This window comes from Kibdelosporangium aridum (genome assembly GCF_900176515.1).
Taxonomy (GTDB): Bacteria; Actinomycetota; Actinomycetes; order Mycobacteriales; family Pseudonocardiaceae; genus Kibdelosporangium; species Kibdelosporangium aridum.
This window is the reverse complement of the sequence record NZ_FWXV01000016.1, coordinates 74345-94627: the sequence shown is the minus strand read 5'-3', so window position 1 is coordinate 94627 and position 20283 is coordinate 74345. Positions and strand designations below refer to the sequence as shown.

At 66.2% G+C, this 20283-nt stretch carries 23 protein-coding genes and 2 tRNA genes; 6 read left to right on the top strand and 19 right to left on the bottom strand.

Annotated elements, in window-relative coordinates; all coding sequences use genetic code 11:
* Positions 1 to 73: 73 nt before the first annotated feature.
* The gene (locus B9C43_RS50535; protein WP_084434412.1) at positions 74 to 562 is read right to left on the bottom strand and encodes a DinB family protein; all 489 of its coding nucleotides are present in this window, start codon (positions 560 to 562) and stop codon (positions 74 to 76) included.
* Positions 563 to 686: 124 nt separating this feature from the next.
* On the opposite strand from B9C43_RS50535, the gene B9C43_RS50530 reads away from it, so the two are divergent.
* A complete protein-coding gene (locus B9C43_RS50530) occupies positions 687 to 1565 on the top strand; it encodes a hypothetical protein (RefSeq protein ID WP_033391788.1) in 879 nt (292 codons plus the stop codon).
* 189 nt (positions 1566 to 1754) lie between these two features.
* On the opposite strand, the gene B9C43_RS50525 is transcribed toward B9C43_RS50530, so the two are convergent.
* A complete protein-coding gene (locus B9C43_RS50525; RefSeq protein WP_084434411.1) occupies positions 1755 to 2867 on the bottom strand; it encodes a trans-sulfuration enzyme family protein in 1113 nt (370 codons plus the stop codon).
* Positions 2868 to 2998: 131 nt separating this feature from the next.
* On the opposite strand from B9C43_RS50525, the gene B9C43_RS50520 reads away from it, so the two are divergent.
* Positions 2999 to 3466 (top strand): Lrp/AsnC family transcriptional regulator, encoded by a 468-nt coding sequence (locus B9C43_RS50520; protein WP_033391790.1) that lies wholly within the window; start codon positions 2999 to 3001, stop codon positions 3464 to 3466.
* 3 nt (positions 3467 to 3469) lie between these two features.
* On the opposite strand, the gene B9C43_RS50515 is transcribed toward B9C43_RS50520, so the two are convergent.
* A complete protein-coding gene (locus B9C43_RS50515; RefSeq protein WP_084434410.1) occupies positions 3470 to 4285 on the bottom strand; it encodes an NmrA family NAD(P)-binding protein in 816 nt (271 codons plus the stop codon).
* An 89-nt stretch (positions 4286 to 4374) separates the two neighbouring features.
* On the opposite strand from B9C43_RS50515, the gene B9C43_RS50510 reads away from it, so the two are divergent.
* Complete coding sequence (locus B9C43_RS50510; RefSeq protein WP_235039309.1) at positions 4375 to 4764, top strand: winged helix-turn-helix transcriptional regulator; 390 nt, start codon at positions 4375 to 4377, stop codon at positions 4762 to 4764.
* 175 nt (positions 4765 to 4939) lie between these two features.
* On the opposite strand, the gene B9C43_RS50505 is transcribed toward B9C43_RS50510, so the two are convergent.
* Positions 4940 to 5013: transfer RNA gene (locus B9C43_RS50505), tRNA-Ile, on the bottom strand.
* Between the two features lie 41 nt (positions 5014 to 5054).
* A tRNA-Asn gene (locus B9C43_RS50500) sits at positions 5055 to 5127 on the bottom strand.
* 135 nt (positions 5128 to 5262) lie between these two features.
* Between B9C43_RS50500 and B9C43_RS50495 the strand changes: the two genes are divergently transcribed.
* Positions 5263 to 5472, top strand: a complete 210-nt coding sequence (locus tag B9C43_RS50495; RefSeq protein WP_033391795.1) for a hypothetical protein — start codon at positions 5263 to 5265, stop codon at positions 5470 to 5472.
* Here B9C43_RS50495 and B9C43_RS50490 read toward each other — a convergent pair.
* The 3 genes from B9C43_RS50490 to dnaG are packed head-to-tail and all read right to left on the bottom strand — an operon-like array spanning position 5465 to position 8681.
* Complete coding sequence (locus B9C43_RS50490; RefSeq protein WP_084434409.1) at positions 5465 to 6220, bottom strand: trans-aconitate 2-methyltransferase; 756 nt, start codon at positions 6218 to 6220, stop codon at positions 5465 to 5467. The two genes, B9C43_RS50495 and B9C43_RS50490, sit on opposite strands and share 8 nt — an antisense overlap.
* Before the next feature lie 38 nt (positions 6221 to 6258).
* Entirely contained in the window at positions 6259 to 6786 is a 528-nt protein-coding gene (locus B9C43_RS50485; RefSeq protein WP_327225285.1) for a hypothetical protein, read from the bottom strand.
* Positions 6783 to 8681, bottom strand: coding sequence for a DNA primase (dnaG, locus tag B9C43_RS50480; RefSeq protein WP_084434451.1), 1899 nt, complete (start codon positions 8679 to 8681; stop codon positions 6783 to 6785). The genes B9C43_RS50485 and dnaG overlap by 4 nt, the downstream gene beginning before the upstream one ends.
* 36 nt (positions 8682 to 8717) lie before the next feature.
* Between dnaG and B9C43_RS50475 the strand changes: the two genes are divergently transcribed.
* The gene (locus B9C43_RS50475; RefSeq protein WP_033391798.1) at positions 8718 to 9638 is read left to right on the top strand and encodes a sigma-70 family RNA polymerase sigma factor; all 921 of its coding nucleotides are present in this window, start codon (positions 8718 to 8720) and stop codon (positions 9636 to 9638) included.
* Here the strand turns inward: B9C43_RS50475 and B9C43_RS50470 are convergent.
* The 7 genes from B9C43_RS50470 to B9C43_RS50440 all read right to left on the bottom strand — a co-directional run bounded on the left by B9C43_RS50470 (position 9628) and on the right by B9C43_RS50440 (position 16215).
* Entirely contained in the window at positions 9628 to 10197 is a 570-nt protein-coding gene (locus B9C43_RS50470) for a carboxymuconolactone decarboxylase family protein (protein WP_033391800.1), read from the bottom strand. The two genes, B9C43_RS50475 and B9C43_RS50470, sit on opposite strands and share 11 nt — an antisense overlap.
* 67 nt (positions 10198 to 10264) lie before the next feature.
* Positions 10265 to 11056, bottom strand: coding sequence for a crotonase/enoyl-CoA hydratase family protein (locus tag B9C43_RS50465; protein WP_143447178.1), 792 nt, complete (start codon positions 11054 to 11056; stop codon positions 10265 to 10267).
* A gap of 27 nt (positions 11057 to 11083) precedes the next feature.
* Complete coding sequence (locus B9C43_RS50460; protein WP_235039308.1) at positions 11084 to 12214, bottom strand: serpin family protein; 1131 nt, start codon at positions 12212 to 12214, stop codon at positions 11084 to 11086.
* Positions 12215 to 12468: 254 nt separating this feature from the next.
* Complete coding sequence (locus tag B9C43_RS50455; RefSeq protein WP_084434406.1) at positions 12469 to 13728, bottom strand: deoxyguanosinetriphosphate triphosphohydrolase; 1260 nt, start codon at positions 13726 to 13728, stop codon at positions 12469 to 12471.
* A 64-nt stretch (positions 13729 to 13792) separates the two neighbouring features.
* The gene (locus B9C43_RS50450) at positions 13793 to 14368 is read right to left on the bottom strand and encodes a YdcF family protein (RefSeq protein ID WP_084434449.1); all 576 of its coding nucleotides are present in this window, start codon (positions 14366 to 14368) and stop codon (positions 13793 to 13795) included.
* Between the two features lie 132 nt (positions 14369 to 14500).
* Positions 14501 to 15106, bottom strand: coding sequence for a response regulator transcription factor (locus B9C43_RS50445; RefSeq protein WP_084434405.1), 606 nt, complete (start codon positions 15104 to 15106; stop codon positions 14501 to 14503).
* Positions 15103 to 16215 (bottom strand): sensor histidine kinase, encoded by a 1113-nt coding sequence (locus tag B9C43_RS50440; RefSeq protein ID WP_235039307.1) that lies wholly within the window; start codon positions 16213 to 16215, stop codon positions 15103 to 15105. The genes B9C43_RS50445 and B9C43_RS50440 overlap by 4 nt, the downstream gene beginning before the upstream one ends.
* A gap of 570 nt (positions 16216 to 16785) precedes the next feature.
* Here B9C43_RS50440 and B9C43_RS50435 point away from each other — a divergent pair.
* Positions 16786 to 17475, top strand: a complete 690-nt coding sequence (locus B9C43_RS50435; RefSeq protein ID WP_143447177.1) for a hypothetical protein — start codon at positions 16786 to 16788, stop codon at positions 17473 to 17475.
* A 386-nt stretch (positions 17476 to 17861) separates the two neighbouring features.
* Here the strand turns inward: B9C43_RS50435 and B9C43_RS50430 are convergent, their stop codons facing one another.
* The 4 genes from B9C43_RS50430 to B9C43_RS60015 all read right to left on the bottom strand — a co-directional run bounded on the left by B9C43_RS50430 (position 17862) and on the right by B9C43_RS60015 (position 20210).
* Positions 17862 to 18173, bottom strand: a complete 312-nt coding sequence (locus B9C43_RS50430; RefSeq protein WP_084434402.1) for a hypothetical protein — start codon at positions 18171 to 18173, stop codon at positions 17862 to 17864.
* Between the two features lie 163 nt (positions 18174 to 18336).
* The gene (locus tag B9C43_RS50425) at positions 18337 to 19722 is read right to left on the bottom strand and encodes a glycine--tRNA ligase (protein ID WP_033382751.1); all 1386 of its coding nucleotides are present in this window, start codon (positions 19720 to 19722) and stop codon (positions 18337 to 18339) included.
* An 87-nt stretch (positions 19723 to 19809) separates the two neighbouring features.
* A complete protein-coding gene (locus tag B9C43_RS60020; protein WP_200826078.1) occupies positions 19810 to 20034 on the bottom strand; it encodes a hypothetical protein in 225 nt (74 codons plus the stop codon).
* Positions 20035 to 20054: 20 nt separating this feature from the next.
* Positions 20055 to 20210 (bottom strand): hypothetical protein, encoded by a 156-nt coding sequence (locus B9C43_RS60015; RefSeq protein WP_327225280.1) that lies wholly within the window; start codon positions 20208 to 20210, stop codon positions 20055 to 20057.
* Positions 20211 to 20283: the final 73 nt, after the last annotated feature.

The following is a 20283-nucleotide window of genomic DNA, read 5'->3' as shown; positions in this document are numbered from 1 at the left end:
GCTGACTTTTGCCCAGCTGACTTGCCCAGTGGCGAAGGCCCGCTTCGCCACTGGGTTTCACGCCAGTGGGTCCTCATGCCGACGTGGCTCGCAGCAGCCGCAGCTGGCCGATCTCCGCGACGTTCTTCATCAGCTCGGAATTCACCCAGCCTGCCATGTGGGCGATCGTCATCGTCGGATCGTCCTGCCACGGAAATGGCGCGGGCGCGGCCAGATCGATGTCGGCGAGCACCTCGATCCACTCGGCACGCAAGTCCCGCAACCATTTGACGGCCGGTTCGCCGTCGCCGGGCCAGCCGATCTCGGTGCGCTCACGTGGTGTGCGGCCGCTCGCGTGGTCCAGCGTGACCGACCACCACCATCCGATGTGCCAAGTGACCCAGGCGATCGTGGGCACCGGAATCGGATCCGGCTCGGTGTCGGCCCAGTCCGGCACGCCGTCACGGACCGCCCAGGTGTGCGCCGACGGCTCCCATCGGAAATCCTCGGCTGTCAGCTCGGCGAGGTGCAGTTCCAGCAGGGACCAGGTCAGGTCGAACTGCCACCGCAGCAGGTCACGCATTCCGCAATGGTGTCACGAAAGGGAAGCGGTTTTTCGTACCGGAATGTTCCGCCGTCGATTCGGGATCGGTCCCGTCCGGGACGTGGCACAATCTGCGCTCGACCATTCCAGCTGAGGGGAAACCATGACTCGCCGACTCGTCGCCTTACCCGCGCTCGCCCTCGTACTGTCCGCCTGTTCCATCGCGAATCCGACCTCGAGCGAGGTCTCCCTGCAATACGGCGCGGGCCCGTTCGACTCGCGGAAATTCGTCGAGTGCGAGACCGACCGGGATGTCAGTGACGTCAACGACGACCACTATTACTACCCCAAAGGGCAGCGGGACTTCACCTTCGGCGACGGCGACGGCATCGACTCGGCACCGCTGACGTCGACGACACAGGACTCGCAGGAGATCAAGGTGACCGGGACGGTGAAGTTCACCCTGAACACCGACTGCTCCCAGTTCACCGACCCGACCGGCAAGGTGTGGCCGGGCGGGAAGATCCAGATGTTCCACGAACTCATCGCGTACAAGTACGACGCGGCGCCGGACGACGGTGGCGAGCAGATGCAGCCCGGCTGGAATTCGTTGTTGCGCAACTACGTCGGCGCGGCGCTGGACCGGGCGACGGACAACGAGGCGCTGAAATACCCGTGGCAAAAGCTGTACACCGACGCTCCGTCGAAGGCGCAGTGGGAACGGGACGTGCTCAACCAGCTGCCCGAGGTGCTCAAGAGCCTCACCCAAGGCGTCGATTTGATCACCATCAACTCGGTGCTGCTGCAGAAGCCGGGTATTCAGCCGGGCCTGGTGCAGGGCCTGACCGACAAGCAGGCGGCGGAGCTGCGCAGCCAGGCAGCGGACGTGGACAAGCAGGCGGCCGCGAACTTCCCCGGCGGGATCCCCGGCTACCAGGCCTACCAGCAACAGCAGGCGGTCAACGAGGCGATCAAGTCCGGCAAGGTGCAGGTGCTGCCGGTGCCGCAGGGATCACCGATCATGGTGTCGCCCAACAAATAGCGTTGGGTCATGGCCGTCCTGTCCGCTGAGCTCACCATCGGGGAACCTTGCGGCAAGTGGCGTTCATCCCTGCCTCGCAGACGCTCGGCATGCCGTTGTCGGTGATGGGCGACGTCCTCGCGCTGTTGCCCGAGGGCGTCGCCCCGACGCGGGAGTCCTGGGAGAAGGCTTCGGGGCGCGCAGGCTCTTCTAGGCCTTCTGCAGGGCTTGGTCGATGTCCTGCCAGAGGTCCTCGACGTCTTCCAGCCCGACCGACAGCCGCAGCAGTTGTTCGCTGATGCCCGCGTCCTTGCGGTCGTCGGGCTCCATGATCCGGTGCGTCAGCGAACCGGGGTGCTGGATCAGGCTGTCGACGCTGCCGAGGCTGACCGCGGGCGTGAAGACCCGGACCGCGGAGATGACGGCGAGCGGGTCGCCGGCCACCTCGATCGACACCAACGCTCCGCCAAGCTTGGGGTAGTGAACGCGTTCCACCTTCGGGTGATCTTTGAGCCGTTGAGCGAGCTCAGCGGCATTGGCGGACGCCGCACGGATACGGACCGGAAGCGTGGAAAGGCCGCGCAGCAACAAATATCCCGCCATCGGGTGAAGAATCCCGCCGGTGACGAACCTCAGCTGCCGCAGCACACGCGCGTACTCCTCGTCGCACGCGATGATCCCGCCCATCACATCGCCGTGGCCGCCCAGGAACTTCGTCGCACTGTGCAGCACGATCTTGGCCCCGTGTTCCGCAGGCCGCTGCAGCACCGGCGTGGCAAACGTGTTGTCCACCAACAAAGGCACGTCGCCCGCAGCCTCCGCGAGCCGTGCGATGTCCACTTCGGTCAATGTCGGGTTGGCCGGTGACTCCACAATGACCAGTCCAGTGTCCGGCCGGATGGACTGCGCGACCGTGTCAGGGCTGGCCCAGGTGACGAACGTGCCCAGCAACCCGGACGCCACGAGGTGATCCGTCGTGCCGTACAACGGCCGCACAGCAACAACATGCGGCTTACCTTGAACAACCGCGGCGAGCAAACAGGCGGACAGCGCCGCCATACCGCTGGCGAACGCCACGCCCGCCTCGCAACCCTCCAGTTCGGCCAACGCGGTCTCGAACCGCGCGACCGTCGGGTTGCTGACGCGGCCGTAGATCGGCAGGCCACCGTCCATTTCGCCGGTGGCAAGGACATCGAGTCGCGCCGCCTCGGCGCTGCTGTCCCGCGCCGGGTAGGTCGTCGAAAGGTCGAGGGGAATGGCATGAACGCCCAGGTCGACGAGGTCATCGCGACCGGCGTGAATCGCACGGGTGTCGAGAGCCATGCGCCGAGCATGCGCCGTAATCCGGGCCACTGGCTAACGCGCCGTACCGAGTTCGGCGGAAGGCCCAGATTGTTCCCCGCGATTCGGTTCCCAGTCTGATTATCGACTGTGAACCGGATACAGTTCGACGCATGCCCGACCCCGGCACCCTCGACTCGGTCGACGTCGCGATCCTGCGGATCCTGCAGGCCGACGGCCGCATCGCCAACAAGGACCTCGCGGCCCAAGTAGGCGTGGCGCCGTCAACCTGCCTCGACCGAGTGGCCCGATTGAAACGCCTCGGCGTGATCACCGGCTACACCGCGACGGTGTCCCCAGAAGCCGTAGGCCGAAGCGTGCAGGCGATGCTGGCGGTTCAGCTACAACCCCACGCGCGGCCGCTGATCGACCCCTTCGTGAAACACGTGCAGTCGTTGCCCGAGACAGTGGCCCTGCACCACGTGACCGGCGGCAGCGACTTCATGGTGCACGTCGCGTGTCACAGCACCGGAGACCTGCAACGCCTGGTGCTGGACGAGTACACCTCGCGACGCGAAGTCGGCCGAGTCGAAACCCACCTGATCTTCTCCACATGGGCAGGCGGCCCCGTCCTACCGTAGGGCTCACTTGAACGCCACGACGTTGCGCGCAGCCCAGTCGGCGTAAGTACGAGGCGGACGACCGAGAAGCCGCTCAACATCAGGACTGACACGCTGCTCGGCGGCGGACGGTGCGCCAAGGATGCCGAGGGTGATCTCCACGACCGGCTCAGGCATGTATTGCAGCATCCGAGCCCGCGCGTCCATCCGACTCTGCTCAACAAAACGCACCGGCTCACCCACTACGTCCCCGATCGCCGCAGCCTGCTGCCGCGGTGAGATCGCCTCCGGCCCAGTCAGCGTGTAGATGCCGCCCTCATGGCCCGGCTCGCGCAGCACACGCGCGGCCACCTCACCGATGTCAACCGGATCCACGGCCGGCAGCGCGACGTCAGCGAACGGAGCCTCGACCACTCGTTGTGTGCGAACCATGTCGGCCCACTGGAACGTGTTGGAGTTGAAGTTGCCCGGCCGCAGCATCGTCCACTGCAGACCCGACTGCTTGACGGCGTCCTCCAGATCCGACGGGTGTCGTTGCGTACCAACACCTTGGGACGACAGCAACACAACCCTTTGGACGTCAGCGTCCCGCACGACCGCCATCAGGTCATGGATGTTGCCCTTCGCCATGAAGTCGGAGGAGGTCAGCAGGAACAACGCCTCAGCCCCGTCGAGAGCAGGCTTGAGCGTCTCCGGTTCGACCAGATCGGCCCGGTGAATTCGCGCCCCCACCTCCGCAGCGCCTCGTCGGGAAACCGCCGTCACATCCTCGCCTGCGTCAACAAGCGCTCGCACCAACGGCTGCCCAACGTTTCCAGTCGCCCCGGTCACCACAATCATGTTCGTTCTCCTGTCGCGGGTTCCCTCTACGGATTCCACGACGCTACTGTCGAAGTGATAGTAGGTACCTAGAGGAAAGTGTGGGCGAAGTGACCGAGGCCATAACCGAAGTCCCACCGGAACAGGCATGCCCGATCGCGCCGGTGGTCGACATCGTCTTCAGCCGCTGGACCACCCCCATCCTGTGGACGCTCAACGAATACGGCCGCCAACGCTTCGTGGAACTAGAACGCCGCATCACCACGATCACACCCAAGGTCCTGACCCAACGGCTACGACAACTGGAACGCGACGGACTCGTCATACGCACCTATCACCCCGAGGTCCCACCTCGAGTGGAATACGAGATCAGCGAACTAGGACGCAGCCTGGCATCACTGTTCGTGGCACTGACCGACTGGTCCGTCAACCTCGCAAAAGTCGAGCAAGCCCGCGCGGCATACGACGCAAAGCAACTGACCCGCCGCCGCCGAACCTGAGCCCACACGCACGAAACCGTGCTCGCCCAAGACAATGCTGGGCCGGCCCGAGATCACCATGACCGAGTCGCCAAGGTGGCGGACGCGCACCGTGGGGTCTGCGGGGCTCGGCCCCGCAAAATGATGACGGACGACGTGGTCCACGCTCTCCGTGGACAGACGTTCCCTGAGGACGTGGGCCGGGTGGGGCTCGAACCCACGGCCAAGGGATTATGAGTCCCCTGCTCTGACCAACTGAGCTACCGGCCCTCGGATACAAAGAACCCCAGGTGCGCTGACCTGGGGTTTTGCTCCTCCAGCTGGACTCGAACCAGCAACCCTTCGATTAACAGTCGAATGCTCTGCCAATTGAGCTATGGAGGACTGCTCCCGCCAGGCCTTGGGTTGCCCTGGCCTGACAGTGGGTAACTCTAGCGCATGGACCCGGGGCAGAACGGCAGGGGGGTGCCTGTTGCGGGAAGATAGGCGCACGGAGTCGACACACAGGAGGCAGTGACAATGAAGGTGTTCCTGGCTGGAGTTGCTGTTGGCTACGTGCTGGGCGCGAAGGCCGGACGGGAGCGGTACGACCAGATCATGCGGGCGTACCACAGCCTGCTTGAGCACCCGGCCGTGCAGAGTGCAGCCGGTGTGGCGCGCCAGAAGGTCGGCGAGAAGCTGGGCCGCAACAACAAGCAGCCGGTCACCAGCAAGCAGCCGGTCAGCTGACCTGGACGACGGCGAACACCCTGCGGAACGGAAACCACGTGCGGCCGTCGGGCCGGCGCGGGTAGACCTCGCGCAGGGCCGGTGCGAGGTCGGCGCGGAACTGGGCCCATTCCTCGTCGGACAGGGCGGCTTTGATTGGACGCAGCGCGGTTCCGCTGATCCATTCCAGCACTGGGTCGTCGCCTGCCAGCACCTGCGTGTACGTGGTCTCCCACGTATCGACCTCGCAGCCGTCGAAGAGGTCCGCGTACCCGGTTGGGGTGAGCACGGCGTCCGCTGGACGGATGTCCACGCCACCCAGTCGTGAACGCCACTTCTCTGCGACCAACTCGCGGACGAGGGTATGTGAGGGTCCGTCGAAGTTGCCGGGCACCTGCATGGCAATCCACGCGCCCGAGGGCAGTTCCTTGGCCCAACGGCGGAGTATGTCCGGGTGTCCAGGCACCCACTGCAGCACCGCATTGGTGACCACGACGTCGGTGTCCGGCTGCGGCTTCCATGTGGCGACGTCCCCCACATGGGCGTCAATTCCGCGCACCCGTGCCGCCTCCACCATCTCGGGTGACGAGTCGAACGCCTCGATGGCCGCGGCCGGCCAGCGGTCGGCGAGGACAGCGGTCAGATTGCCGGGCCCGCAGCCCAGGTCGACCACTCGACGGGGTGATTCGGCTTGGATGCGCGCGATCAGTTCGTAGAACGGTCGCGCGCGGTGATCGGCGAAGGTCAGGTACTTGTCCGGGTCCCACATGGGCCACCTCCAGCAAACCGTACGTACGTACTTTATTGCTAGAGGTTCGGTTTCATCAAGCCCAGTTTCGCGGCGACCTCCTCGGCCACCCGCTGCACAGCAGCTTCGTCGGTGCCCTTGTCCGGGCGTACCTGCAGCACAACGCCGTCCTGGCCGGGCACCCGCCGCTGCACGAACCAGGCGCCTCCACCAGGCAGTTCCTGCCGGTGACGTGACGCGATGGACTTCGTCACGCGCGCGTGGATGACGTCCGGCAGTTTGCCGCTCTGCACGAACACGAACCGCACGGGCGGCTGGTCCCGCAAGATGATCGCGTTCCCGGCGCGGGAGTCCTCGATCGCCTCGATCAGCACCAGCGCGCCACCACCCCACGTCGCCTTGCTGATCATGTGCCAGCCGACCCGGCGCGAGCCGGGCAGCCACAGGCCCCGGGAAGTGGCCACCATGTGCCCGCCCGACTTCACTTCCGCCAAGCCGAGCACATACTCGCCGTCGTCGAGCTTGCCCTCGAAGTCCTCAGGGACCTGACGGCCGGTCAACCGGTCGACGAACCGCCGCAACTTCACGGCAAACTCCCGGCGGCCTGCTCCCCCAACGCCTTGTGGTACTGCTCCATGGCCACGAGGTCGCCGAACAGCTGGCGGTACTCGTCGGCGTTCTCCAACGGGCTCAGCCGCTGCAACCGGGACTTGATGTCCGCGATCTGCCGAGCCACCAGGCTCTTGTTCAACGCCGCGATCAGGCTGTCCACGTACCGCATGTCCGGCTCGTGGTGCCGCATCGCCTCCACGGACAGCTCGCTGACCAGCGACTGGACCACCTGGTGCTGGCAGTTCTTGCTGACCGCGTCGAACAACGTCGGCCCGGCAAGCCCGCACGAGGCCCCGCCCGCCGCATGCAACGCCTTGTGCAACTCGGCATACGCGGGGTCGGTGAACGCCTCTGCGGGCAAGCTGTCGAAGTGCGGCCCGGCCAGGTGCGGAACCTGCAACGCCGCCTTGAGCGCCTCACGCTGCAGGTGCAATTCGGGATCGTCGGGCTTGGGCCGCTTGGGACCGTCCACCTCGATCGCCAACGCACCTTGGTTCTGGTCGACGGGCGGGGCTTTGCGGGCGGGAGCGGCGGTCTTGCCGTTGGCGGTTTCCCGGACCCGGCGCACGACGGTCTGGATGTCGTCCCAGCCGATCCAGCCGGCGAGCTGGCGGGCGTACTCGTCCCGCAGGGAGAAGTCCTTGATCTGGGCGACCATCGGCACGGTCCGGCGTAGCGCCTGCACCCGTCCTTCGGCCGCGTCCAGGTCGTAGTCAGCCAGCTCTGCACGCAGCCAGAACTCGATCAGACGCTGCCGCCGGGCGACCAGGTCGCGGACCGCGGTGTCGCCCTTGGCCTGACGCAGTTCGCACGGGTCCATGCCGTCCGGCGCGACCGCGATGAATGTCTGCGAGGCGAACCGCTGGTCCTCGTCGAACGCCTTCATCGCGGCTTTCTTGCCGGCATCGTCGCCGTCGAAGGTGTAGATCACCTCGCCGCGGAAGAACTTGTCGTCCATCAGCAGACGCCGCAGGACCGAGATGTGCTCCAGGCCGAACGCCGTGCCACAGGAGGCGACCGCGGTCGGCACACCCGACAGGTGCATCGCCATCACGTCTGTGTAGCCCTCGACCACGACGACCTGGTGGCGCTTGGAGATCTCCCGTTTGGCCAGGTCAAGGCCGAACAGCACCTGCGATTTGTGGTAGATCGGCGAATCACGGGTGTTGAGGTACTTCGCCTGGATCTGATCGTCGTCGTAGATCCGGCGGGCACCGAAGCCGACAACGTCGCCGCCGAGGTCCTTGATCGGCCACAACAGCCTGCGGTGGAACTGGTCGATCGGGCCGCGCCTGCCCGCCTTGGACAACCCGGCCTTCTCCAGCTCAACCAGCTCGAAACCACGGCTGAGCAGGTACTTCGTCAGCGTGTCCCAACCGGCGGGGGCGTATCCGCACCCGAACATCGCCGCCGCGGCCTGGTCGAAGCCACGTTGCGCGAGGAACTCCCGCGCGGGCTTGGCCTCCGGGCTGCGCAGCTGCTCGGCGTAGAACTCGGCGGCCGCACGATGTGCGTCGATGAGCCTGGTCCGAGTGCCGCGGTCGCGCTGGACGCTGGCACCGCCGCCCTCGTAGGTCAGTTTGATCCCCGCGCGTTCGGCGAGCCGCTCGACGGACTCGACGAAGCTCAGGTGATCGATCTTGCACAGGAAGGCGATGACATCGCCGCCCTCACCACAGCCGAAGCAGTGGAACGTGCCGTGCGTCGGGCGCACATTGAACGACGGCGTCTTCTCGTCGTGAAACGGGCACAGCCCCTTCGCCGCTCCTCCACCGACTTGGCGCAACGCGACATACTCGCCGATTACGTCGTCGATCCTGTTGCGCTCACGCACGAGGGCGATGTCGCTCTCCCGGATCCGTCCTGCCACGCGGTCCATGTTAGGCCTGGCGCCTACGATGCGAGTGTGACGGTCAGCCTGGACACCCTCGCCGAGGAGTTCTCCGAGTACCGGACGCACCTGCTGGGTGTCGCGTACCGGCTCACGAGCACGCTCGCCGACGCGGAGGACGCGGTGCAGGAGGCCTGGCTCCGATTGTCCACTGTGGACCGATCGGAGATCAAGGACCTCAAGGGGTGGCTGACCACCGTGGTCGGCCGGATCTGCCTTGACCGGCTGCGATCCGCGGCCGTCCGGCGTGAGCGCTACACCGGCTCCTGGCTGCCCGAACCGCTGGTGACGCCGCTCAGCGGCGCGCCGGGCGAAGACCCGCTGGAAACGATCGTGCGCGACGACGGCGTGCGGATGGCGGCACTGGTCGTCCTGGACAAGATGACTCCCGAACAGCGAGTCGCCTTCGTGCTGCACGACGCGTTCGGCGTCCCGTTCGACGAGATCGCCGAAACCCTCGGCGTTTCCGCGGCCACGGCCCGCCAGTACGCCTCCAGGGGTCGCAAAGCGGTCGCCGACGCCAACCCACCGCCGAGGGCCTCGCTGGACGAGCAGCGAGGGCTGCTCGAGCGCTTCACAGCCGCGCTGGCCAGTGGTGACCTGCAGGCCGTCGTCGAGCTACTGCACCCGGACGTGGCGCTGATCGGCGACGCGGACGGCAAAGCCCGCACCGCGCGCCGGGTCATTCACGGCGCCGAAAAGGTGGCGCGGTTCCTGCTGGGCCTCATGGTCCGGTACAACCTGCCAGAGGGTGTCGCAGTCGGGCAGCCGGTACTGGTCAACGGCGATCTCGGCGTACTGCTGCCGGACCGGCCCGGCGACGCGGAACACCTGGAGATGACCCGCAGAGTGTCCGCGTTCGCCATCCGGGACGGCAAAGTGGTCGGGTTCTACGACGTCGCGAACCCCGAGAAGCTCACCCGGGTCACTGTGTGAGCGGGACCCGGCAGGCGTCACCGGACGAGAAACCCTGTTCGGTGATGCCAAGGCCGCTGTTGAACCGGGCCCGCATGTTCTCCAGCGTGATCTGGTAGGTGAGTTCGATCACGCCCTTCTCACCGAACGCCGCGACCAGTTCGGCGACTTGTTCGTCGGTCACCTGCACTGGCGTGGCGGTCAACGCGTCGGCGTACGCGATCGCCAGCCGCTCCTCGTGCGTGAACTTCGGTGAAGTGGCGTAGTTGTCGATCTCCTTCAGCCGATCGATGTCCAGTCCGTCCAAACGCTGGAGCATGGTGCCGAAGTCGATGCACCACTCGCACCCAAGCCGGACGGCAGCCCGGTAAACGGCCAGCTCACGCACCGGCTTCGGGACGACCTTGCTCGCCCGCTCAGCCAGCAGCTCGTGCACGGCGTACGTGTAGAACAACCCGCCGTGATGCCTGGTGACGGCCAGTGGCTCCATCAGCACGCCGTACCGCTTGGCCGCCATGCGGTAGATCAACCGGCCGAAAATGCCTGCCTTCTTGGGTGCCACACCAACAATCCGAGACATGGCCTTGCTCCTCTCGTCCTGGTTCACAGATCCAGACGAGACAGCCCCGAAGTGTGTGACAGCCGGTTCAGTCTTTGCCGTTGGTGTCCTGTTCGGTCGCCTTGGCGCCGTGCCTGCCCGCACCCGCGGCGAACCGCGCCGCGCCGGCCAGTGCACCGTCGGCCAGCGAGACGAGCCCGTGCTCGAGTTCCTGGGCGATCGCAGCGTCCTCGTCCAGGCCCCACTGGCCAAGCACCGACAGCCGGTCCTGGCGCATACACGTCTGCGGCAGCCGCGCCAGTTCGGCCGCCAGTGCCTCGGCAGCCACACGCTCCTCACCCACGGGCACGACCCGGTTCGCCAGGCCGATGTCCAGCGCTTCCTGTGCCGGTACGGCACGCCCGGTGAGGATCATGTCCATGGCCCGGCTATGGCCGATCAGCCTGGGCAGCCGGACGGTGCCGCCATCGATCAGCGGGACACCCCAGCGTCGGCAGAACACGCCGAAGACCGCGTCCTCCGCCGCCACCCGGAGGTCGCACCAGGTGGCCAGCTCGAGGCCGCCTGCCACGGCGTATCCGGCCACCGCGGCGATCACCGGTTTGCCCAGCCGCATCCGGGTCGGCCCCATGGGTCCGTCGCCGTCCCGCTCGACCCTGTTGCTCCGCTCGGTCCCGATGGCCTTGAGGTCGGCGCCAGCGCAGAATGTCCCGCCCTCGCCCCACAACACCGCGACAGCAGCGTCTTCGGCCGCGTCAAACTCGCGGAACGCGTCCGCGAGCGCGCGTGCCGTCGCCCCGTCAACCGCGTTACGTGCCTCCGGCCGCGACAGCACGACTGTCCACACCGGACCTGACCGCTCGACTCGCACAGGTGACATCGCGCCAGCCTATGCCGAGCCCGCCCTTCAGCCCGTCTTGGAGGGGTCGTTCACCCGTGCCGAGAAGTACACGACACCGGTGTCCTTGTGCCGCACCAGCAGCAGGAACGGACGGTCCACGGTGACCTCGACCGGTTGGGACGTGTCCAAGGACAGCGTCCGCATCATCACCGCGGTCGCGGCCGCGCCCTCGAGCCCTTGCTCGTCGATCTTGAGCACGGACTCGTGGATGACCGCCTGAACGGCCAACGGGTCCTCGCTGATCCCGCTCAGATCCGCGGAGTCGGTGAAGACGGTTCGCACCCCGAGCTGGTTGAGCACATTGGTCAGCTCGGCACCCAGCTTCAGCCGCAGCTTCGGCATCCGCAGGCTGACCTTCTGCCGCTTTGGCTTGTCCACCAACGTCTTCAGTGTCGTCGCGTCCACAGTGGGCAACTCACCGCCGTCCGGCAGCAGGACGACCGCCTCGACTCCGCCAATCGCCGGCATCGCGACCACTTGCCAGCCGGAAGCCCTTGCGTAGCCCAGGTTTTCGCTGACCCACATGGTCGGCACCTGCACCACGCCACTCGGCGCGTTGAACGGACGCGATTCAGTCGCGGCCTCCTCGAACTTGTTGCGCCAAGCGACCTTCAGGTACAGCGCGTTGACCAGCGCGGCAATGGTGTCGTTCTTGATCACCCCTTCTGGCAGCAACTCCGGGATCAGGTTCCTGGTCGTCTTGGCCACATCGGTGTTGATCAGGTTGCGCGCGCCCTCTGGGTCGTCGCGGAACGGCGCCGATCTGACCGAGCCGCTCGGCATGTTCTCCAGCGCCGACGCGAAGGCCTGCCTGATCCTGATGCGCTTGTCGGCCCACAGTGTGTTGGCCACCTCAAGCACCGGTGGTTCCTGGTCACCGTGCGGCTCGGCCAATCGCTCGGCCTTGTCCAGCAACCGGATCAGGTCCTCGATCTCGGCGGACTTGTCCCCGAGCAGCAGCGACACCAGTTCGTCCTTGGTCGTGCCCGCCGCACCGCGGGTGACCAAGGCCAGCGCGCTGGCGACCGAGTACGGCGACCAGACGGTGTTGGCCGCCGGATCACCTTGGGCGAGGGCATCCTGCACCTCGACCGTGAAGTCCAAATGGGCCTGCACGTTCACCGATTGGCGACTCACCTACGCGGGTCCTTCAGTGTGATCGTCTGTCCCTCCTGGGGGTCTGGTTTCACGCCCGCAGCGGACTGCGGGCCGGTCGGTTTCGGTCGGCGCGGTTCGCGCACTCCAGCCGAACCGCCTGCCTCACCAGGTCGCCCTGGCCCGGCACCGGCAGGCACCCGTCGCCTCAGCAAGCGCCGGAGCAACGAGCGAATCGCACGCGTCAGTGGGTTGGCCATACCCCGAGTGTGCCACCGGTCACAGCCGCAGGCAGTTCACCGCGAGCGAACGAACGCCTCATGCCAGGCCACGGCCTGCGCGTCGGTCAAGGACGCGACCTGGTCGATCAGCACCCGGAACCGCTGCGTGTCATCACCCGCGTCTCGCCACGCGGGCTGGAACGCCGGTTCCAGCACATCCGGCGCCCGCTCCCCCAATGCCGTCAGCAACTCCGTCAAGAGCTGCCGCTGCCTGTCCTGCATCGCCAGCCGTGCCGGGTCACTCATCACGTACCGCAACGCCACCGACTTCAGCAGCGCGACCTCGACGGCCGCCTGCCGCGGCACCACCAGGTCAGCGCTGTACCTGACCAGTTGCCCATCACCGTGCACTCGCCTCGTCTCGCCGACCGCCGCCGCGGCGAACCGCCCCACCAGCTCGCTGGTCAGCCGCTTCAACGCGACTTGCGCACCGATCGACCCGTCGTACCCGACCGCCGCCGCCACGGCGGGCAGGTCCAGCAGATGCGCCGCTCCCGCCTCCAGCTCCGAGAACGGCTCCGCCGAGAAATGCTTGGCCGCCAGCTCCGCGACAGCCGCCCGTTCCTCCGCGTCGGCCAGCACCCCCAGCGAGATCCGGCCCGCCCGGATGCCGTCCTCGACGTCGTGCACCGAGTACGCCACGTCATCCGACCAGTCCATGACCTGAGCCTCAAGGCAGCACCGTCGCTCCGGCGCGCCCTCGCGGATCCAGTCGAACACCGCCCGGTCGTCCTCGTACACGCCGAACTTGCGCGTTCCGGCCGTACGTGGCCACGGGTACTTCACCGACGCGTCCAGCACCGCCCTGGTCAGGTTCAGCCCGGCGTCCCCAGCCTTGTGCTCGAGCCTGGTCAAGATCCGCAATGTCTGGGCGTTGCCTTCGAAACCGCCGTAGTCGGCCGCCGCCGCGTCCAGTGCCGACTCCCCGTTGTGGCCGAACGGCGGGTGACCGATGTCGTGGGCCAGCCCGGCGGTGTCCACGATGTCGGGGTCGCAGCCCAGCTCTTCCGCGACCTCCCTGCCGATCTGGGCGACTTCCAGCGAATGCGTCAGCCGTGTCCGCGGCACGCCGTAGACCTCGGTCCCCTCACCCGGACCGACGACCTGCGTCTTGCCCGCGAGCCGGCGTAATGCAGCCGAATGCAGAACTCTCGCTCGGTCACGTGCGTACGGGCTTCGTCTGGGCTGTGCCGAACCCGGCAGCCCACCTCCTTTCGTTGGCTCGTCGAACATTCGAGCCGCGTCGTGCGTGGTGTATCCCCGTGCGGTGCTCATGCGCTTCTTTCCAGCCTCGTACTTGCCAGCGCATGAGCAGCTCGTCGAGTCGATGGTTCTCTCATCAGAGATCAACACCGATGTCGTCAGCCGGCGCGTTGAACACGCGGTAGTACAACAGCGCGGCCGTCTCCCTGAGGATGTATTTCGCCTGGATTTCCCTGGTCTGCACGACCGGACCGGTGTGGGTCGGTGACGTCCACGCCGACAGGCCCGCGTCATGCGCCATTGTGCGGGCACGTAAGGAGTGCCACGGATCGCTGACTATCACCGCGGTGTGCCAGCCACGGTCCAACGCGGTCTTCGCCACCGCGTTGATCGTACCCAAAGTGTCGCTGCCCTCGCCGACAACGATCACTCGGTCACGCGGCACACCTTGTGACGTCAGCCACCGCAGTCCTGCCTCCGCCTCCGTATAACGGTCACCGCTCCGCCGTCCGCCGCCGGTGATGATGTGTCCGGCCACGCCCCGGTCGAACAGGTTCTTCGCATGCCGCAGCCGGGCTTCGAGGATCGGTGACGGACGGCCCGCGTACTGCGCCGCTCCGAGTACGACAACCGCGTCCGCCTTGGTCCGATCATCCTGCCGGGCCTGCTGCCACACGCGGAAACCCGTGCCGCCGACGACCAGGGCGAGCATCAGCACGAAGCCGATCAGGCCCCGCCTTGTCCACTCCTTGATCCCAGCTTTCCGGGTTTCGATGTTCACTCCCGCATCATCGCAGACGGGTACGACAGTTCTTTCTTCCCCGCTGGTCCGGACGTGTTTTCGCTATAGCCAGCCGCGTTCTTCGGCCAGCCGGGCGGCCTCCGCCCTCGTCCGGGCTCCGGTCTTGCCGATCGCCGCGGACAAGTGGTTGCGGACAGTGCCTTCGGACAGATGAAGGGACTTCGCGATGTCCGCGATCGTGCCGCCGTCACTCGATTCTGCCAGAACGTCCCGTTCCCGCGCCGTGAGCGGACTGGTACCCGTGGCAAGGGATTCCGCCGCCAGCGTCGGATCGACGACCCGCAATCCGGCGTGCACTCGTCGAACGGCGTCCACCAACTGCTCGGGCGGTGCGTCTTTCACCACGAACCCCGCGGCGCCCGCCGCCAACGCGCGGCTGAGGTATCCGGGCCTGCCGAAAGTCGTGCACATGACCACTTTGCAACCGGGCATCTCGGCGCGCAGTTCAGCCGCCGCGGCCAGACCGTCCTTACCTGGCATCTGAACGTCCAGCAACGCCACGTCCGGATGGGTGCGCCGGGCCGCGGGCAGCACGTCGTCGCCCGTGCCGACCTCGGCGACGACCTCTATGTCGGGCTCGAGGCCGAGCATCGCGGCCAGCGCGCCCCGCACCAGCGTCTGGTCGTCGGCAAGCAAAACCTTGATCACGTCGCCACTTCCGCCCGCAACACGAATCCGCCTTCTCCTCGGGGCGTTGCCGTCAGCCGACCACCGACTTTGGCCAGTCGTTCCCGCAAGCCCGCCAGCCCGTTGCCATCATTCTTGTCCACAGTAGAGGATCCCGCGCCGTTGTCGGCGACCTCGATCCACGACGGGCCCAGCCGGATCTCACACCTGCTCGCACCACTGTGCCTGATCACGTTGGTCACCGCTTCTCTTACCACGTAACCAAAAGGCTCCTGCAGCTCGCCGGGCACGTCGTCGACCGCCTGCGGCAGATCGGCATCGATCCCCGCGGCCAGCAACGTGGCCCTGGCGTTGGCGATCTCCGCGGGCAACGACATCTTGCGGTAGCCGGAAACGGTCGCCCTGATCTCGGTCAACGCCTGCCGGGACAACCGCTCCACATCGTGCACCTCGGCCAGCGCCCGGTCCATGTCGTCAGAACTTTCCATGATCCGGCGGGCCAGCCCGGCTTTGAGAGTGATCGTGGTGAGGCTGTGACCGAGGACGTCGTGCAGGTCACGGGCGACCCGCGCGCGTTCCTCGGCGACCGCGAGCGTCCTGATCTCATCACGGGCGAGCTCCAACTCGTCCGCTTTGCCGACAAACCCCCGGGAAGCGAAAATCGCGACCGTCAACACCAACATGACCACGCCCGCGTCAAAGTCCGGCTGCCCTGCTTCAATCGCGGTCGCGAGCAACATCGCCGCGGTACCGATCAGACCGTAGGCAAGTCCGATACCGGCAGGCAGCAGCACGAGCGCCACGACGATGGCGAACGTCAGGTACGTCAGGTCGCGGGCTTGCATCAGGATCGCCAGCACAACTGGGAAGACCGTGGCGACGGCCACGTACAACACGCGGACAGCCGGAGCGGATTCCGGGCCGTACCAGAGCGATGCGACGTAAGTCGCCGAGTACAAGACCACGACGATGATCACCGCTGCCTCGACCCAGCCGGAGTACGGCCCGCTGAACGCGTCGACCACGGCGCGGACCAGGAAGAACAGGAACGCGGCAGGGAAGAGCGCCAGCGCGATCGGCCGGCGTTTGGGTTTCCACTGCGGTTCTGGCCATACCCACAGGTTGCTCACGGTCTCACGGTACGGCGACGTCAATTCCGTGCACTGTCCAAGTCGATCCCGTCCGCGGCGTGAACTTCGCCGTCGAACTTGGTCGACACAGCGATACGCATCGCGCCTCCGGGTCCTGTCATGGCGTCCACGATCTCGTGTTTTCGGGCCTGACCTGCAGGCCACCCGTCACGAGTCACCCCATGACATTTGTCGTGGCCCTAATACCACAAACAACCGCCGACTCCCAGCAAACCAAGATCACCTACACCGACTTATCCACAGTCGACAGTTATCCACAGGCGCAACCCCACCCCCTTCCGCCGAACCCCACCGACTCGCGAGAGTGGACACATGCCGAACCGACACCCGATAAACCTGGACGCACTGTCCACTTTGTTCCCACACCGAATAGCAAGCGCCACAGACCTGATAGACCTAGGTCTGACAGGCAGCACTATGAAGCGAAGATGCTCGCCTGGCGGGCCATGGCAACGTCTTTTACCCGGCATTCTGTTGCTGGACAGCACTGCTCCAACCCGTGGGCAGCTGGTGCAGGCAGCGCTGCGGTACGTGGGCAGAGATGCTGTGGTGACCGGCGATGACGCGCTCGCACTGCACGGTGTCCGCACCGCGCTTCCCCGTGAGCGAGTGCATCTTCTGGTGCCCAGCAAACGTTTCGTTCGCAGCAGCGCGAGCGTGTTCGTGGAACGAACACCGATTCCGCCTCGCCCGGTACTCCGGGACGGATTGTTGACGGCCCCGCTCGCCCGGGCCGCCGTCGACGCGGCTCGGCGGATCAACAGCCGGGCTTTGGTGACCGCGTTGTTCGCCGAAGTCGTGTTCCACAAGGGTGTCCGGCTCGACGAGCTGAACACCGAACTGGTCATGGGCAAGTGGCGTGGCACCACGCTGTGTCAGGAGGTGTTGCACGACATCGGCGCACGCATCCGCTCAGGCGTCTCGTCCCTGGCGCGTGACCTCGTCCTTCGTGCCGGGCTACCCCCGCCGCGATGGAACGTGCCCGTCGACGACGCCCAAGGCAATCCCCTGGGCACCGTGACAGGCACTTGGGACGACGCGAAGCTGGCATGGGACGTGCACGCCTTCGACTTCGATCCCGCTCCAGCCAGTTATCCGACCGCACTGAAACGAGGTTCCCGGCTGGCCGCCACCGGTCTCCTCGTTCTGCACACGCCCGCCACCCAGCTCCGCTCCAACCCGGAAGGAGTGATCAACGAGCTGACCGCCGCCTTCGCCCAATCCTGTCCAAGCACCTGACCGCCTGCCGCACAAGCCCCGCGTGGCCGGGTAGATGCCCCCAGCCATCCGGTCACGCGGTCCCATCCGTCACTCAGCTGGAAAGGAGGCTCATTTGCCTTTATAGCACCGAGCGCAGACTGTCCACTTCGGCCATCGCGTGATGACTTCCCCTAGTGGACAACGCCTCCTCATGGCTCGCGGAGCGCGCTCTGCTCATGCTGTCGGCCGGATTCAAGCTCACCGTCCTCTCCGGCCGACAGCACAGCGAGCCACCGAATCGCCTACGACACACCACTTCGCCCGGTCCGGACTGTTCGCTCCTTGTGCATCCCGGAATGCGCTCCCCGCCCACATCACCGCACAACTTCGTGTTCGGTAACCCGGGACCGGACACGAAAACCGCCTTACAGCAGCACTTTGTCCAGTCCGACTGTGGCGCGTAGCCCACCGCGCCCCGAAACACCGAGCTGGATCACCGTGAAAACCAGCGCGTGGAAAGGAACCACGAAACCTTGATCACGATGGAACCACCCGACGGCCCCAACCCCGAGCCCGAACCCGAACTCAGTGCGACGCAGCCGCATCCCCCGGAGGGCGGAGTACCAACGGAAAATCCAGTCAGCGAACCAGACGCGCAGCAGCAACAGCCCGCCCCGAAGGGCTGACGACCGGATTGCCAGGACAGGTCTCGCCTGTCCCACCTTGAGCATTCCCATGGCCGCGGTAGATGGAACCGAACGGCCGACGGGATGCGAGGGTGACGGTCCGGGACGCAGCGCGGCGGCGCGCTCCCGGACTTCCCCGGAACCCCCTCGTGAGTGCTCGTGTGCTGGCTTGAGCACTCACGAGGGGCGAAAACCCGGGCTGTCGAGTGCCGGGTCAGCAGCCCGGCAGCTGGGCGGCCAGGTAGGCCTCAAGCTTGTCGATCGAGATCCGCTCCTGGGTCATGCTGTCCCGTTCCCGGACGGTGACCGCTTGGTCGTTGAGCGAGTCGAAGTCGACGGTGACACAGAAGGGAGTACCGATCTCGTCCTGGCGACGGTAGCGACGGCCGATCGCGCCGGCGTCGTCGAAGTCCGTGTTCCAGTTGCGGCGCAACGTAGAGGCGACATCACGCGCCTTGGGCGAGAGGTCCGCGTTACGAGAAAGGGGAAGCACAGCGACCTTCACCGGCGCGAGCCTGCGGTCGAGCCGGAGCACAGCCCGCTTGTCCACGCCGCCCTTGGCGTTGGGTGCCTCGTCCTCGTGATAGGCGTCGAGCATGAACGCCATCATCGAGCGGCCGACACCCGCGGCCGGTTCGATCACGTACGGGCGATAGCGGGAGTCGGTGGTCTGGTCGAAGTACGACAGGTCCACACCGGAGTGGTTGGAGTGCGTCGTCAGGTCGAAGTCCGTGCGGTTGGCGATGCCTTCCAGCTCACCCCACTCACCACTGGCCAGGCCGAAGCGGTACTCGATGTCCACTGTCCTCTTGGAGTAGTGGGAGAGCTTCTCCTGGGGGTGCTCGAAGAGACGGAGGTTGTCCGCGTTGATGCCCAGGTCGACATACCAGCGCATGCGCTCGTCGATCCAGGTCTGGTGCCATTCCTCATCGGTGCCGGGCTCGACGAAGAACTCCATTTCCATCTGCTCGAACTCGCGGGTGCGGAAGATGAAGTTGCCTGGCGTGATCTCGTTGCGGAACGACTTACCCATCTGGCCGATGCCGAACGGCGGCTTGCGACGGGAGGTGGTCTGCACGTTCAGGTAGTTGACGAAGATGCCCTGCGCGGTCTCGGGCCGCAGGTAGGCCATGCCCTCGGCGGACTCGACCGGGCCGAGGAAGGTCTTGAGCATCATGTTGAACGCGCGTGGCTCGGTGTACTGGCCGCGGGTGCCGCAGTTGGGGCACGGCACGTCGGACAGGTCGCCCTCGTCGGTGGGCTTGCCCGAACGCTGCTCGTACTCCTCGGCCAGTTGGTCGGCACGGAAGCGCTTGTGGCAGCTCAGGCACTCCACGAGCGGGTCGGTGAAGACCTTCTCGTGGCCGGAGGCGACCCACACCTCACGGGGCAGGATCACCGAGGAGTCGATACCGACGACGTCCTCACGGCCCTGCACCACGGCCTTCCACCACTGGCGCTTGATGTTCTCTTTGAGCTCAACACCCAGTGGCCCGTAATCCCAAGCCGACCGCGTACCGCCGTAGATCTCCCCGGACGGGTAGACGAAGCCACGGCGCTTGCAAAGGCTGACGATGGTATCTATCCGATCGGCGGGCACGAACACTCCATACAGGTACACGGGGAAAAGCTCGGGGAGTGCCCAGGGTAGCCGCCTGTCACCAGCCACCACGAGGGGATTCCCCTATCACCCCATTGGCTTGATCGTCACGGATCCGAGTTGTGATGCACGGATACGAATAAGACCATTCAGCAGAAAGGATACCGCCGAAGGGACCAATCCATGACCACGGTCACGCACCACCAGGCCGAAGCCCACCGCCACACCCACGGGCCAAACTGCGGGCACGACGCCATCGTGCACGCCGATCACGTCGACTACCTGCACGACGGCCACGTACACCGTGAGCACGTGACCGACAGCGGAGTGCACTACGACGAGTGCGACACCTGCGCCTGCCCACACTGCTCGGACTCGTGCGCCGTGTGCTCCTGCTCGGAATGCAGCTGCCCGACGTGCAACCACGCCGCCTGCTCGTGTGCCTCATGCTCGGACTCGTGTGCCAACTGCAACTGTTCCGACTGCACGTGCCCCACGTGCGAACACGCAGCGTAAACATCACGCGCAGCCAGTGAGCACGTCGGCAAGCGGGCTCAGCGA

Coding starts and splice junctions, on each gene's coding strand:
- B9C43_RS50535 (WP_084434412.1), bottom strand. CDS start 562: ATGCGTGACCTGCTGCGGTGGCAGTTCGACCTGACCTGGTCCCTGCTG.
- B9C43_RS50530 (WP_033391788.1), top strand. CDS start 687: ATGACTCGCCGACTCGTCGCCTTACCCGCGCTCGCCCTCGTACTGTCC.
- B9C43_RS50525 (WP_084434411.1), bottom strand. CDS start 2,867: ATGGCTCTCGACACCCGTGCGATTCACGCCGGTCGCGATGACCTCGTC.
- B9C43_RS50520 (WP_033391790.1), top strand. CDS start 2,999: ATGCCCGACCCCGGCACCCTCGACTCGGTCGACGTCGCGATCCTGCGG.
- B9C43_RS50515 (WP_084434410.1), bottom strand. CDS start 4,285: ATGATTGTGGTGACCGGGGCGACTGGAAACGTTGGGCAGCCGTTGGTG.
- B9C43_RS50495 (WP_033391795.1), top strand. CDS start 5,263: ATGAAGGTGTTCCTGGCTGGAGTTGCTGTTGGCTACGTGCTGGGCGCG.
- B9C43_RS50490 (WP_084434409.1), bottom strand. CDS start 6,220: ATGTGGGACCCGGACAAGTACCTGACCTTCGCCGATCACCGCGCGCGA.
- B9C43_RS50470 (WP_033391800.1), bottom strand. CDS start 10,197: ATGTCTCGGATTGTTGGTGTGGCACCCAAGAAGGCAGGCATTTTCGGC.
- B9C43_RS50465 (WP_143447178.1), bottom strand. CDS start 11,056: ATGTCACCTGTGCGAGTCGAGCGGTCAGGTCCGGTGTGGACAGTCGTG.
- B9C43_RS50455 (WP_084434406.1), bottom strand. CDS start 13,728: ATGAGCACCGCACGGGGATACACCACGCACGACGCGGCTCGAATGTTC.
- B9C43_RS50450 (WP_084434449.1), bottom strand. CDS start 14,368: ATGCTCGCCCTGGTCGTCGGCGGCACGGGTTTCCGCGTGTGGCAGCAG.
- B9C43_RS50430 (WP_084434402.1), bottom strand. CDS start 18,173: ATGGGAATGCTCAAGGTGGGACAGGCGAGACCTGTCCTGGCAATCCGG.